Genomic DNA, 13,137 nt, shown 5'->3' on the forward strand with positions numbered 1-13,137 from the left:
AAAAAAGGGGTGACGATATGCGTCTTGTGAACAAACTTCTCCCACTGGCCCTGGCCGCGGCGTTCAGCAGTGCAGGCCAGGCGGCACCGTCGGTGAGTGTCTACAACTGGACCGATTACATTGGCGAGACCACCTTGGCGGACTTCCAGGCCAAGACCGGTATCAAGGTGGTCTACGATGTGTTCGACTCCAACGAAACCCTGGAGGGCAAGTTGCTGGCCGGGCGCACCGGGTATGACGTGGTGGTGCCGTCCAACCACTTCCTGGCGCGCCAGGTGAAGGCCGGCGCGTTCCTCAAGCTCGACCGCGCGCAGTTGCCCAACTTCAAGAATCTGGACCCCAAGTTGCTGAAGTTGCTGGAACAGAACGACCCCGGTAATACGCACTCGGTGCCGTACCTGTGGGGCACCAATGGCATTGGCTATAACGTCGACAAGGTCAAGCAAGTGCTGGGTATCGACCGTATCGATTCGTGGGCGGTGCTATTCGAGCCAGAAAATATCAAGAAGCTGCATGAATGCGGCGTGGCCTTCCTCGATTCGGCGGATGAGTTGTTCCCGGCGATCCTCAACTACATGGGCAAGGACCCACGCAGCGAGAATGCCGAGGACTACAAGCAGGCCGAAGCCAAGCTGCTGACGTTGCGGCCGTACATCACCTATTTCCACTCATCCAAGTACATCTCGGACCTGGCCAACGGCAATATCTGTGTGGCCTTCGGTTATTCCGGCGATGTGTTCCAGGCCGCCAACCGCGCCAAGGAAGCCAAGAACGGGGTGAACATTGCGTATTCGATCCCCAAGGAAGGCGCCAACCTGTGGTTCGACCTGCTGGCGGTTCCGGCCGACGCGAGCAACCCTAAAGAAGCCCATGCGTTCATCAACTACCTGCTGGAGCCCGAGGTGATTGCCAAGGTCAGCGCCTCGGTGGGCTATGCCAACGCCAACCCGGCAGCCAAGCCGTTCATGGCCCCCGAACTGGTGAACAACCCTGAGGTGTACCCGCCCCAGGAGGTACTCGACAAACTCTATATTTCCACCACGCCCACGCCGGCGACCATGCGCGTGATGACCCGCGCCTGGAGCAAAGTGAAGTCCAACCGATGATGCAGCCCAATGAACATGCCCCGTCCTATTACCGCGCTTCGGCGAATGCCATGGCGCAGCGGCCCGCACTTGAGGCAGACCTGAGCGCTGATGTGTGTGTGATCGGTGGCGGTTTTACCGGGGTCAACACCGCCATTGAACTGGCCCAGCGCGGGCTTTCGGTGATCCTGCTGGAGGCGCGCCGCATCGGTTGGGGCGCCAGCGGGCGCAACGGCGGGCAATTAATTCGGGGTATTGGTCATGATGTCTCCGGGTTTGCCAAATACGTGGGCGAGGAGGGCGTGCGCTATATGGAGCGGGCCGGTATCGACTCGGTCGCCCTGGTGGGCCAGCGCATTGCCGAGCACGGCATCGACTGTGACCTGCGCTGGGGTTTTTGCGAACTGGCTAACACCCCGGCGCAGTTTGCCGCGTTCAAGGGCGAACAGGCGCACCTGGCGGCCATGGGGTATGCGCATGAAACGCGACTGGTCGGCCCACAAGACATGTCGCAGGTGGTGGGCTCGACGGTATATGCCGGCGGCTTAGTCGACATGGGCTCCGGCCATCTTCACCCGCTCAACCTGGTATTGGGCGAAGCGCAGGCGGCCGAGGCCCTTGGCGTGCGTATCTTTGAGCACAGCCCGGTGCTGGAGCTGATCCATGGCGAGACGGTGCAAGTGCGCTGCGCAGGCGGCAGCGTGCGCGCAGCCAACCTGGTGCTGGCATGCAATGCTCATCTTGAAGAGCTGGAGCCGCGCTTGAGCGGCAAGGTACTGCCGGCGGGCAGCTACATCATCGCCACCGAGCCACTGCCTGAGCCTTTGGCCCAGCAGTTGATCCCACAGAACCTGGCGCTGTGCGACCAGAAAGTCGGCCTGGATTACTACCGGTTGACTGCCGACCGGCGCCTGTTGTTCGGCGGTGCCTGCCACTACTCGGGGCGCGACCCCCAGGACATCGCCGCGTACATGCGCCCGAAAATGCTCAAGGTGTTCCCACAGTTGGCCAGCACGGCTATCGAGTTCCAGTGGGGCGGCAAGATCGGCATCACCGCCAACCGCTTTCCCCAGGTCGGGCGGCTCAAGCAGTACCCGAACGTGTTCTATGCCCAAGGCTATTCCGGCCACGGCTTGAACGTGACGCACTGGTGCGCACGGTTGCTGGCTGAAGGGATACATGCGGGCGCAAGCCAGGGCCTGGATATCTTCAGCCAGGTGCCACACATGACCTTTCCCGGTGGCAAGGCGTTGCGCTCGCCACTGCTGGCGTTGGGGATGTTGTGGTATCGCTTGCGCGAAGCGCTCTGATTGATCGTTCCCACGCTCTGCCGCCCCCCGCCGCCGCGGACGCTCCGCGTCCCGCCGTTTAGTGACGCGGAGCGTCATGGGATGCATTCCCACGCGGAGCGTGGGAACGATCAGCGATCAGTCGGTCAGCACTTTGCGAAAGGTTTCCACCAACGGCCTCAAGTTGACGCGATGCCAGGCCGCCCACAGTGGTGTGGTGTAGGCCAGCCACGGCAGCTCGCGCAACACCACGCCGGGCGGTGCGTTGCGGCTCAGGCCTTTTTGCACCATCGCCACCCCCAGCCCGGACGCCACCAGGCCCAATGCGGTAAAGGGTTCGCTGGCCTCCATGGGGATCTGCGGGGTGAAACCGGCGCGGATACAGGCGGCGACGAAATCGTCAGCCGGGTGGGCGCCAGGTTTGCGCTGCACGCCGATCCATTGTTGGTCGGCCAGGTGTTCGGGCAACAGTTCGCGTTGTCGAGCCAGCGGATGCTGTTCGGGCAGGGCCAGCAGCATCGGGTCGTCGAGGACTTGCCAGGCGGTCAGGTCCGGGTCATCGGCGGCGGGTGGTTCGCTCACCAGGGCGATGTCCAGGCTGCGTTGGCGCAAACCTTCCAATTGTTCCAAGGAGGGCAGGTTATACAGCTTGATATGCACGGCGGGCCGGTCGTCGCGCAGTATGCGCAAGGCGTTGGGCAAGACACCGGCATGCATGGCGTTCTCGATATAACCGATGCACAAACCGCCTTCTTCCCCACGGCCCAGGCGCTTGCCCAGTGACTCCAGGCGGTTGGCGTGGGTCAGCAATGCCTTGGTTTCGGCCAGGAAGGTCTGGCCATCGCGGGTCAAGCGGATACGCTGCTGGCTGCGTTCGAACAGGGTCAGGCCCAGGCGTTCCTCGAGCTGGGCGATCTGCCGGCTCAGAGGCGATTGAGAAATGTGCAGGCGCTCGGCGGCGCGGCCGACGTGTTCTTCTTCAGCCACCACTTCGAAGTAGCGCAACTGCCGTAGATCAATCATGTAAGACCTGCAAGGACTCAAGTAGGTCGCAGTATGTCTTGGACGGTCTGATCAGCGCAATCTAGCATCTGCTCAACGGTCACAGCGACCTCGCACCGATTGAGGAACCACCATGAGCTTGAAAGACACACTGCCCGGCGCACTGGGCTTTGGCACCGCCCCCTTGGGTAATATGTTTCGCGCGATCCCCGAAGAAGAAGCCCAGGCCACCGTCGAGGCCGCCTGGAGCCAGGGCGTGCGTTACTTCGATACCGCGCCGTTCTACGGCTCGGGCCTGTCGGAAATGCGCTTGGGCCAGGCGCTGTCCAACTATCACCGCGATGACTACGTGCTCAGCACCAAGGTCGGCCGGGTGATTCTCGATGAAGTCGAAGAAACCGCCCGTGACCTTGGCGAAAAAAGCGGCGTATTCGAACACGGCCGCCGCAATAAAATACTCAATGACTACAGCGCCGACGCCACCCTGCGCTCCATTGAAGACAGCCTGACACGCCTACAAACCGATCGCCTGGACATCGTGTGGGTTCACGACATCGCCCAGGATTTTTACGGCGACCAATGGCTGGAATACTTCAACCAGGCCCGCACTGGCGCCTTCAAAGTACTCACCCGTTTGCGCGAGCAAGGTGTGATCAAGGCATGGGGGCTGGGCGTCAACCGTGTCGAACCCTGCGAGTTGACCCTGGACCTGATCGAAGCCCAGCCTGACGGTTTTCTGCTGGCGGGGCGCTACACGCTGCTGGACCACGACCGCGCCTTGCAGCGCCTGATGGACGCCGCCCACGCCCAGCAGGTCGAGATCGTCGTCGGTGGCCCGTACAGCTCCGGCATCCTCGCTGGCGGTGCGCATTTTGAATACCAGCAAGCCAGCCCAGCGATCATTGCCAAGGTCGAGCAGATCAAGGTGATTGCCCAAGCGTTTGGCGTCAGCATCAAGGCCGCTGCGCTACAGTTTTCACTGGCGCATCCGGCAGTGGCGGCGGTGATTCCCGGTGCCAGTCGTCCGGGGCGGATTGCCGAAGACGTTGCGGCGTTGTCTGAACAGATTCCAGCAGCCTTCTGGCAAGCGTTGCGCGAGGCCCGCTTGATCTCGGACCGTGCGCCTTTGCCTCTCTCACGTTAAGGAGCTTGAGCATGAAAATTGATGTAAGCGGCAAAGTGGCTATTGTCAGCGGCAGCACCGCCGGTATCGGCCTGGGCATCAGCCAGGCCCTGGCGCAATCGGGTGCCACGGTGGTGGTGATCGGGCGTGATGCAGGCAAGGTGGACGACGCCTTGGCCAGCATTCGCCAGGCGGTTCCCGCTGCTCAACTGCGTGGTGTGGTGGCCGACCTCGGGACCGTTGAAGGCGCACAGAAACTCTTCGCCGCCGAACCCCGCGCCGACATTCTGGTCAACAACCTGGGCATCTTCGACGCGGTGGATTTCTTCGACGCGCCGGACAGTGAGTGGGCGCGCTTCTATGAGGTCAATGTGATCTCCGGCGTGCGCCTGGCGCGCCATTATGTGCCGGGCATGGTCGAGCAGGGTTGGGGCCGGGTGATCTTCGTGTCGTCGGAGTCTGGCGTGGCGACGCCGGCCGACATGATCAACTACGGAGTGACCAAAAGCGCCAACCTGGCGGTGTCCCACGGCCTGGCCAAGCGCCTGGCGGGGACCGGGGTGACGGTGAATGCTATCTTGCCGGGGCCGACCTTTACCGATGGCCTGGAACACATGCTCAAGGACGCCACGGCCGAATCCGGGCGCAGTGCCCGAGAAGAAGCGGATGTGTTTGTGCGCCACGCGCGGCCCACCTCGATCATCCAGCGTGCGGCCAATGTGGATGAAGTGGCGAACCTGGTGGCGTACATTGCTTCACCGCTGTCTTCGGCGACAACCGGTGCCGCGCTGCGGGTCGACGGTGGCGTTGTCGACAGCATGGCAATCTGATTTTTCCTGACTGGAGTATTGATCGTGGCAACAGCGTCTTCTGTGATTGAAATTGCGGTGCCGGCCGACCAAGTCTGGCAATTGATTGGCGGCTTCAACAGCCTGCCCGACTGGCTGCCTTTTATTGCCAAGAGCGAGCCGAGCGAGGGTGGCCGTGTGCGTCACCTGACCACCGCTGACGGCGGCGCGATTGTCGAGCGTTTGCAGACCTTCGACAACGTGGCGCGCACCTACAGCTACACCATTGAAGCGTCGCCGTTTCCGGTGAGTGCTTACCTGGCGACCTTGCAGGTTGAAGCGTTGACAGACACCTCGGCGAAAGTCACCTGGTCCGGGGTGTTCACGCCGGCAGCGGGTACCACCGAGGCGCAGGTAGAGGAGTTGTTTACCGGTGTCTACGAAGGCGGGCTTGAGGCGCTGCGCAGTAACTTCTAAGGATGGTGGCGAGGGAGCTTGCTCCCTCGTCACAAGGTGGGTCTTTAGCCTAGATGGAACAAGGCTGCCGCGACAGCCTCTGCCGGCGTCATCTGCGCCGTATCCAGCCTGAACGGCGGCGCTTCCCAGGGTTCATACTCATGCACCTGCACCGATTGCCAGGTCGGCGGCACCAGCCCCGGAATATCGCCCACACGGCCTTCGACTCGATGCCGATGCGCCTGCTGATCGGAACATACCACCTCGATATTGATCAGCGCCACGCCGGCGGCTGTCGCCACCGCTTGCCAGGCATCACGGCTTTCCTTCACCGGGTTTACACAATCGGCGATCACCCGCTGCCCCAGGCGCAGGTTACTCAGCGCCAGCGCATTCGCCACACCGTAGCCACTGGCCCCCACATCGCCCGCCAACACACCGGCCTCGCGCAGCGCCTGCTCGATCACATCGATACGCAGGTAAACCGCGCCCACCTGTCGCGCCAGCTCCCTGGCAATCGTGGTCTTGCCACTGCCCGGCAAACCGCTGAATACAATAAGCATGACCCATCAACCCCCTGTAGGAGCGAGCAAGCTCGCTCCTACGTTTAGAACGTCACAGTGAAGGTTGTGCCGCGTGCCTCACAGGAACTCACTGCCACATCGCCGCCATGCACCCTGGCCAGTTCACGCACGATATACAGGCCCAGGCCCACGCTGCGCACGTCGCTGCCCTGGTCGGTGCCGCGGGTCATGGGTTCGAACAACCCGGCCAGCAAGGCTTGGGGTATCGCCGGGCCGTGGTTGTGCACTGCAACCTCGCAGGTGTTATCGCCCAGGCGCGAGGTAATGGTGATCGGCTGCAGCAAGTCGCCATAGGCCACGCTGTTGGCCACCAGGTTACCGATCATCTGTTGCACGCGGTCGGCGTCCAGGCACGCATCGCCCTGGCCCTCGCCGTGATGCACCAGCGTGGCCTTGGGGAAGGCCACCCGCAGTTCGTCGACGCTGCGATGAATAACGCTGTGCAGGTCCAGCGGTTGCGGCTTGATGGTAATGCCCTGGCCGACCCGGGCCTGGGTGAAGTCCAGCAGGTCGGCGATCATGCGGTGGGCGCGTTCGGCCGACTGGCCGATGTGCCCCAACAGCTGGCGCTCCTTGGCCGTGCGCTCGCCACGCTGGAGAAAGTCGGAGGCCATGCGGATCGCGGTGAGTGGGTTTTTCAGGTCATGGCTGACAATCGCCACCATCTGTTCGGCAAACAACGCCCGGCGCTGAGCAATGGCATAGGCTTCGCTCAGCTCGGCCTGGGCCTGTTGCAGGGCCAGTTCCGTAGCAGTTTTTTCCTGTAGCAGGGCTTCGGCCTGCTTGCGGGCATTGAGCAGCTCGCGCTCGTACTTGTCACGGTCGGTGGTGCCGAACAACGCCAAGTCATACACCACGCCGTCGGGCTGCTGGCGCTGGTTGGCGTTGAGCAAGACCGTGACTTTGCGCCCGTTGCAATGGCGGATGTCGAGTTTCACCTCGGTGACGCTGCCATGCATACGCAGCATCGGCGCCAGGTGCGTCTGGTAAAAAATCCGCCCGCCCATGGCCAGCAGGTCCTGGAAACGCCGGCCCAGCAGTTGGGCGGCGGTGAAGCCCAGCCAATCGCACAAGCGCGGGTTGACGTGCAGGATCGTGCCGTCTTCCTGGGTCACCGCCAGGGCGCAGGCCGCGCTGTCAAACAGTGAATCAGTGGGCATCGGCAGCCGCCCAAGGGGCGAGGAAGCGGTCCATCGCTGCTGTGCACGCCTGGGGGGCGCTCATGTGGGGGCAATGGCCGACATTCTCGACCAGGCAATAGGTGCTGTTAGGTAATACGGCGTGCAGGTATTCACCCACGGCCACGGGAGCGATCAGGTCTTCGGTCGATTGCAGGATCAGCACCGGGGTAGTCAGGCCGAACACATCCTGGCGGTTATCCGACAGAAAGGTCACGCGGGCGAACTGCTTGGCGATGTCCGGCTCGGTGCGGCAGAAACTCTCGGTGAGCGCCTCGCTCAGGTGCGGCTGCGTCGGCGCGCCCATGATCACCGGGGCCATGGCGCTGGACCAGCCCAGGTAGTTGCTGTCGAGGGTGTCGAGCAGGTCGTCGATGTCGCCATGCTGGAAACCGCCGACATACTCATCGGTGTCGATATAGCGCGGCGATGGGCCAATCATCACGTGCGCGGCAATGCGCTGCGGGATGAAACGGTCGGCGAGGGTGCCGATCATCGCGCTCACCGAGTGGCCCACCAGAATCACCGGGCCTTGGGCGTAGGCGTCGATAATCTCGTTCAGGTCATGGGCATAGCCATCCAGGCGGCTGTATTTGGCTTTTTCGAACGCACTCAAGTCTGACAGGCCGGCGCCGACCAGGTCATACAGCACCACGCGAAAGCGCTCGAGAAAGTGCGGTGCCAAGGCATTCCACATGGCCTGGTTGCAACCAAAGCCGTGGGAAAACACCAGCGTCGAGGGACCGTTGCCCATCACATGTACATTGTTGCGGTGACTTAGGTCCATGGGCGTCCCGTAGATGGCTTATTGCTATGCAGCTTATCGGCAGTTTAGATAGTCGCAGGCCCTGGGTCACGCGTTTGCACGCAGATAAGGTAAAGTCGGCGCCTTCAGGGAGAGACTTCAGGTAACCATACATGATCGTGCTTGTGCGGCAATCGGTGTTCAGCCTACTGGCCTTGGTATTTTCCAGCCTGTTGATCACCGCTCATGCGGACACCTCGCCGATTGGGGTAGCCCTTGATCAGCGGGTCATTGACCTGACCAACACCCTCGACTCGGGCACCGTGCTGCGCCTCAAGCAACAACTCGCCGACCTTGAACAACGCAAAGGCGCGCAAGTGGCCGTATTGCTGGTGCCGACTACCGGCGGCAGTGGCATCGAAGACTATGCCAACCAACTGTTCCGCGCCTGGAAGCTGGGGCGCCAGGACGTCAACGACGGCATCCTGCTGGTGGTGGCCAAAGCCGACCGCACAGTGCGCATCGAGGTGGGTTATGGCCTGGAAGGCATCGTTACCGATCTACTGGCCCATCGCATCATTGAAGAACGCCTCACTCCAGCGTTTCGTCAGGGCGATTTTGCCGGTGGCATCCAGCAAGGCGTGAACGCGCTGGTGGTACTGGTGGACGGCGGCGACCTGCCTGAAGTGGCCGGGCCGGGGATCAACCCGCAATTTTTCGCGATATTGGCGGCGTTTGTCCTGGGTGCGCTCGCCGGTGTGTTGATCGCCGCCGGCAAGTTGCACTGGCGCAGGGCCTTGATCCTCGCGGTGGCGGCCACGCTGTTGCTGACGGTATTGGCCGGCGGTCGAGACTGGCCGATGTTCCTGTTTGCAATGCCGCTGACCTTGTTGATTGGCGGCGCGCTATTCGGCGCGTTGTGGCAGGTGCGCACGCTGTTTTACGGCGTGATCGGGTTGCTGGCTTACATCCTCGGACTGGTAGTAGCAAACCAGTATGTGGATGTCAGTTTCATCCATTGGCTGCTGTGGCCCCTGGGCGTCTTGGTGGTGCTGGGGTTGTACCTGGTGCTACTGCTGCTCATGAGGGAGACATGGCGCACCAGCCGCGCAGGTTTTGCCGTACGACTGCTGGCGGCGGTGGCCGTGTACGGGGTGGCGGGGCAGGTAATGGACGGCGATCGCGACGCCTGGTTGCTGGCATTTCCTATCGCGTCGTTTGTCGCGCTGATTATCTTTGGCAAGGTCGGCGAAGGTTCTGGCTCCGGCGGTGGGTCCAGTTCAAGTTCCAGCAGCTCCAGTTCCAGCAGTAGTTCGTCGAGCGGTGGCGGTTCCAGTGGCGGCGGTGGGGCGTCTGGTAGTTGGTAAGCAAGTCAACGGATGTGCCCCCAATTCAAATCTGGAAACTGGGTGTTTTTAGTGTGAGGGGACGATGTTTTATCTGATGTAAGGATTTTATTTTGTGAGAGAGTTGCCAGGAGTAGAGAAGCTTGCCTATTTGTTATCCAAGGCCCGGAGCGCTTCAGAAGTAGATCAGATCTGGATGTCGACTGGCTTGAAAGGAACTATCACCGCTATTGTTGCCTTGGAAGATTATAAGCGGGCGAATATTCCAGGCGCCGTAAAAAAGTATGCGAAAGGCGATGAGGCGGTACTGGTTCCCTATTTTTCAGGTGGGGAAGTCTATTTTTTGAATGACAGGATTCTGTTTTCCTATCATCAGCAAGGGCGTGCGGACTTTAAAATCGACTATAGTTTGATGTTTGATACTAATATGGCCTCGTATGTGGATGCGTTGATGCGCGGGCGTCCGTTAAAAACCATGCATCACAGAGTGGTCGCGTTTGTCGATGATATTTTGAATGATGATCTGAACTTTGATTATTTTTACTACATGGCGGAGAACGTAAAAGAGGTGAAAAATATTCACCAGTGCGCTGCGTATTCACCCTTGAAGTTTTGGAAGACGTTAAGTAAAAAATTCAGGAATAACTTGGTCAGTCTTCAGCTGTTCAGAAGCATCGATTGCGCTGAATACAAACGCACCTCTAATCCTAAACCGAGGTTCACCCACCGAGAGGCCGCCCGCAGGGCGATTAATTTCAGCCACAGCTATTATGCTTCTGAAGAAGGGCGTGCGCAGGTTCTGAGTTTTGCCTTGATGCAACGTGTCATCTTGTTGCAAGTGATTGGGATGGTGAAGATTCAATTGTCATCTAATAAGTCGGCAAAGCATAAAATTTCCGAATTTTTTGATTATGTTAATGACGTGGTTGGCGTTTATTTGGACCGTGAGGCGATTGTTGCACATAAGTATTTTGTTGATCCTCGGTTAATTTCGATGTTGGAAAAAATAAAAAAAAGCCAAAAGGCACCCAGAAGGCTATTGAAAAAACTCGACAATATTGCGTGGGACATGGCGGCGCCACGGCTCATGGAGACATTGATCATGTCTCAAGGCATGGGAGACTTTTTTATACCGATGTTTATAAGCTTCGATGGCGGGCTTAAGCAGGTCTTGAAAGCCTATGAAGTAAAAGGTGTTGTGTTTGATAGCCGCCGTGGTGGGTTGATTCCGTTGCCACGGGTTAATACCGAGGATTATTTTAAAGCGCACGGATGTGCTGACGCATTATTGAAAATCAGTGAGAAAAGGGATGAGCGGTCCGACAAACCAACAGCGAACAGGGACACGGTGCATCAGTTGATCAAACGTGAATATGGCGTGCTGAGAAAACTGCTGTCAACGCGAGGTCGATGACCAGTGCCATGGCACCTATTCGCCAAGGGACAGACGCTTAATACCAGCAATCACCCTTCGTCAAGCCGCCTTTGAGGGCGTCCTGTACATCGGCATGGGTAAGCGTCGTTGGGCTCGCCGAGCTATACCTTCCAGGGTGCAACCCATGGGGGCGGTTGTTCGGCAAAGCCCTGCGTGTTACGGCGGCTTAGGCAGAAAACAGTGGGTTGTCACAACTTGGTCCAACCACCGTTGCCGTCGGGCGTTATTTCGAAGTTGATCGGTTCACGATGGGCATTGACCTGAGAGCTGTCGACGCCAGTGTGATCCGCAGGCGAGACGGCAGGCCCGAAGGCGGTGTTGGGGTGCCGGATGGCGGCGTTGGCCTGAGTGTCATCGACGATCTTCTTGTCCGAAGGCAGGAAGTTGTGTTCCAACCGAGTGCGGTTGGCGTGGCTTCTATAGTCTTTGCTGGCGTTTTTCCAGCCGCCTTTGCCATTGGCTATTTCTGCGTCTTCCCCGGCTGTTTTATCCAGAGGGTTATGCCTGGCTTGACCACTGTCGATATGACCTTTGTCAACGGGCGGGTATGCCGGTGTGAAGGGGACGGAACTCTTGATTGAAGTCATGGCTGCACCTCTTTGGTAGCGAATGAATTGACCCGCCAGGACCTGGCCCTGGCTGGGTGTTTCGCAGGTTAGCGCGCGGTTTGGGGATGCTCAACGAGGCCCATTCGGAATGAATGTAACGGAATGAAATCGCTGCGGGGTCGAGGGTGCCGAGAGAGGGATTGGCTGTAGGCAGAGTCTCGCAGAGCGTTTGCAGCGCTACGGCCTGGCGTCGGACAGTGCCGATAAATCCAGGTTTTTTACCTGTTGCAACGCATTTGTTCGCGGTGCAGCTTTTGGCGGCGTCACGCTTGGAAACATAAACATGATCGCGCTTGCGACGGTGTGCTCTTAGAGAGTCATTGTCATTTCATGCCACGCCATCCCGCCGTGATCCGACGGCGAAGGTTGTACGTAGGTGTAGCCCATGCGGCGGTACAGCGGCACATGCTGTTCCTTGCACATCAGGTGGATCGTCTGCTTGCCCATTATCCTCATGTGTTGCACGAACGCCGTCATCAGCTTTTTTGCATAGCCTTTGCCTTGATGGGACGGGTCGACCACCACCGACATGATCACCACATTCGGCGCCTCGGCCACATGGCCCACCAACTCCTTGAAGGCCTCGTCCGACATCACCACCTCATGGGCGCAGCCTGAGTTGATGAAACCCACCACTGCGCCATCTTCCTCGAGGATCAAAAAGCCTTGAGGATACTGCGCGATGCGCGTGGCGATTTTTGCAAGCGTTGCGGCTTCGTCACCTTCGTAGGCGCTGGTTTCGATTTCAAAGCAGCGTGCGGCGTCGGTGGGCAGGGCGTTGCGCAAGGTGAGGGGGGGCATGGGCGGTTCCAGGGATGTTCAGTCAAAGGCCACATCATAGAGAAACGTTGCTCCTTTGGCACCGTAAGGCCTCTGGCCCTGAAGGCTCAAGCGGGAGGTTCAACGTTGGTGCCCCGCAATCAAACTGTGGAAGCTGCCTGCGATGGCGGCCTGACAGCCGAAGCCTATCTACCTGACACCCCGCGATCCAAATGTGGGAGCTGGCTTGCCTGCGATGTCGGCCTGCCAGCCGACACCTACCTACCTGACACCCCGCGATCCAAATGTGGGAGCTGGCTTGCCTGCGATGGCGGCCTGAAAGCCGACACCTATCTACCTGATACCCACGATCCAACTGTGGGAGCTGGCTTGCTCGCGAAGACGGCCTAACAGGCGACGCAGTTATACCGGGTACATATCCATTCCTGCGGTAACGGCCACTTAGGGTTCCGCCCTGACGGCGTCTCACTTTCGAAAAGCGCGAAAGTAAGCAAAGCGCTCTTGCCCCACCACTCGGCACCTCGCTTAGGCTCGGTGTGCCCGTAATCCGCCAGTGATTTGGGGGGCCGCCGCCACGCGCCATCCATGGCGCGGGGCGGCTAAACCGGCATCCCTGCCGGTTTGCCCCCCAAATCCCTGTCGAATTCCGGCCAGCGTGGTTTGACGGGGCGCCTGAGATCAAAAGCAGATCAAGATCAAGAGCGGCTCGCTTCGCATC

At 59.8% G+C, this 13,137-nt stretch carries 13 protein-coding genes; 7 read left to right on the forward strand and 6 right to left on the reverse strand.

From position 1 onward, the window contains the following. The first annotated feature begins 17 nt into the window (after positions 1-17). Together E1K68_RS11715 and E1K68_RS11720 are read left to right on the forward strand one after the other, a co-directional pair. The gene (locus E1K68_RS11715) at positions 18-1,106 is read left to right on the forward strand and encodes a polyamine ABC transporter substrate-binding protein (protein WP_212614127.1); all 1,089 of its coding nucleotides are present in this window, start codon (positions 18-20) and stop codon (positions 1,104-1,106) included. After that, a complete protein-coding gene (locus E1K68_RS11720; protein WP_034135375.1) occupies positions 1,103-2,395 on the forward strand; it encodes an FAD-binding oxidoreductase in 1,293 nt (430 codons plus the stop codon). The genes E1K68_RS11715 and E1K68_RS11720 overlap by 4 nt, the downstream gene beginning before the upstream one ends. Positions 2,396-2,512: 117 nt before the next feature. On the opposite strand, the gene E1K68_RS11725 is transcribed toward E1K68_RS11720, so the two are convergent. Continuing rightward, a complete protein-coding gene (locus E1K68_RS11725; RefSeq protein ID WP_056784376.1) occupies positions 2,513-3,397 on the reverse strand; it encodes a LysR substrate-binding domain-containing protein in 885 nt (294 codons plus the stop codon). A gap of 112 nt (positions 3,398-3,509) precedes the next feature. Here E1K68_RS11725 and E1K68_RS11730 point away from each other — a divergent pair, with 112 nt between their 5' ends. From E1K68_RS11730 to E1K68_RS11740, 3 genes are read left to right on the forward strand one after another with little or no spacing between them, the layout of a single operon-like run. Continuing rightward, positions 3,510-4,520, forward strand: coding sequence for an aldo/keto reductase (locus tag E1K68_RS11730; RefSeq protein ID WP_094775380.1), 1,011 nt, complete (start codon positions 3,510-3,512; stop codon positions 4,518-4,520). An 11-nt stretch (positions 4,521-4,531) separates the two neighbouring features. After that, complete coding sequence (locus E1K68_RS11735; RefSeq protein ID WP_020301857.1) at positions 4,532-5,329, forward strand: SDR family oxidoreductase; 798 nt, start codon at positions 4,532-4,534, stop codon at positions 5,327-5,329. 24 nt (positions 5,330-5,353) lie between these two features. After that, complete coding sequence (locus E1K68_RS11740; protein WP_034135378.1) at positions 5,354-5,764, forward strand: SRPBCC family protein; 411 nt, start codon at positions 5,354-5,356, stop codon at positions 5,762-5,764. Positions 5,765-5,808: 44 nt separating this feature from the next. Here the strand turns inward: E1K68_RS11740 and E1K68_RS11745 are convergent, their stop codons facing one another. From E1K68_RS11745 to E1K68_RS11755, 3 genes are read right to left on the reverse strand one after another with little or no spacing between them, the layout of a single operon-like run. Further along, on the reverse strand, positions 5,809-6,306 hold the full coding sequence (locus E1K68_RS11745) for an AAA family ATPase (protein WP_034135379.1): 498 nt from the start codon (positions 6,304-6,306) through the stop codon (positions 5,809-5,811). 44 nt (positions 6,307-6,350) lie between these two features. After that, positions 6,351-7,487, reverse strand: a complete 1,137-nt coding sequence (locus tag E1K68_RS11750; RefSeq protein WP_212614128.1) for a PAS domain-containing sensor histidine kinase — start codon at positions 7,485-7,487, stop codon at positions 6,351-6,353. Continuing rightward, complete coding sequence (locus E1K68_RS11755; protein ID WP_212614129.1) at positions 7,477-8,292, reverse strand: alpha/beta hydrolase; 816 nt, start codon at positions 8,290-8,292, stop codon at positions 7,477-7,479. The genes E1K68_RS11750 and E1K68_RS11755 overlap by 11 nt, the downstream gene beginning before the upstream one ends. A 131-nt stretch (positions 8,293-8,423) precedes the next feature. On the opposite strand from E1K68_RS11755, the gene E1K68_RS11760 reads away from it, so the two are divergent. Both E1K68_RS11760 and E1K68_RS11765 read left to right on the forward strand, forming a co-directional pair. After that, complete coding sequence (locus tag E1K68_RS11760) at positions 8,424-9,617, forward strand: YgcG family protein (protein WP_057710013.1); 1,194 nt, start codon at positions 8,424-8,426, stop codon at positions 9,615-9,617. 94 nt (positions 9,618-9,711) lie between these two features. Then, on the forward strand, positions 9,712-11,010 hold the full coding sequence (locus tag E1K68_RS11765) for a hypothetical protein (protein ID WP_057710012.1): 1,299 nt from the start codon (positions 9,712-9,714) through the stop codon (positions 11,008-11,010). Between the two features lie 209 nt (positions 11,011-11,219). Here the strand turns inward: E1K68_RS11765 and E1K68_RS11770 are convergent, their stop codons facing one another. Continuing rightward, positions 11,220-11,618 carry a hypothetical protein gene (locus E1K68_RS11770; protein WP_057710011.1) on the reverse strand — a complete coding sequence of 133 codons (399 nt, stop codon included), beginning with the start codon at positions 11,616-11,618 and terminating at the stop codon, positions 11,220-11,222. A 330-nt stretch (positions 11,619-11,948) separates the two neighbouring features. Next, positions 11,949-12,440: a GNAT family N-acetyltransferase gene (locus tag E1K68_RS11775; protein WP_094775375.1), complete on the reverse strand. Its 492-nt coding sequence runs from the start codon at positions 12,438-12,440 to the stop codon at positions 11,949-11,951. Between the last annotated feature and the right edge of the window lie 697 nt (positions 12,441-13,137).

Origin of the sequence: Pseudomonas sp. B2021 (assembly GCF_018135665.1) — a bacterium.
Classification (GTDB): Bacteria; Pseudomonadota; Gammaproteobacteria; order Pseudomonadales; family Pseudomonadaceae; genus Aquipseudomonas; species Aquipseudomonas lactis.

Excerpts from the sequence above, each read along its gene's own strand:
- E1K68_RS11750 (WP_212614128.1), bottom strand. The coding sequence starts at position 7,487 with ATGCCCACTGATTCACTGTTTGACAGCGCGGCCTGCGCCCTGGCGGTG.
- E1K68_RS11755 (WP_212614129.1), bottom strand. The coding sequence starts at position 8,292 with ATGGACCTAAGTCACCGCAACAATGTACATGTGATGGGCAACGGTCCC.
- E1K68_RS11730 (WP_094775380.1), top strand. The coding sequence starts at position 3,510 with ATGAGCTTGAAAGACACACTGCCCGGCGCACTGGGCTTTGGCACCGCC.
- E1K68_RS11725 (WP_056784376.1), bottom strand. The coding sequence starts at position 3,397 with ATGATTGATCTACGGCAGTTGCGCTACTTCGAAGTGGTGGCTGAAGAA.
- E1K68_RS11760 (WP_057710013.1), top strand. The coding sequence starts at position 8,424 with ATGATCGTGCTTGTGCGGCAATCGGTGTTCAGCCTACTGGCCTTGGTA.
- E1K68_RS11735 (WP_020301857.1), top strand. The coding sequence starts at position 4,532 with ATGAAAATTGATGTAAGCGGCAAAGTGGCTATTGTCAGCGGCAGCACC.
- E1K68_RS11745 (WP_034135379.1), bottom strand. The coding sequence starts at position 6,306 with ATGCTTATTGTATTCAGCGGTTTGCCGGGCAGTGGCAAGACCACGATT.
- E1K68_RS11775 (WP_094775375.1), bottom strand. The coding sequence starts at position 12,440 with ATGCCCCCCCTCACCTTGCGCAACGCCCTGCCCACCGACGCCGCACGC.
- E1K68_RS11770 (WP_057710011.1), bottom strand. The coding sequence starts at position 11,618 with ATGACTTCAATCAAGAGTTCCGTCCCCTTCACACCGGCATACCCGCCC.
- E1K68_RS11715 (WP_212614127.1), top strand. The coding sequence starts at position 18 with ATGCGTCTTGTGAACAAACTTCTCCCACTGGCCCTGGCCGCGGCGTTC.
- E1K68_RS11720 (WP_034135375.1), top strand. The coding sequence starts at position 1,103 with ATGATGCAGCCCAATGAACATGCCCCGTCCTATTACCGCGCTTCGGCG.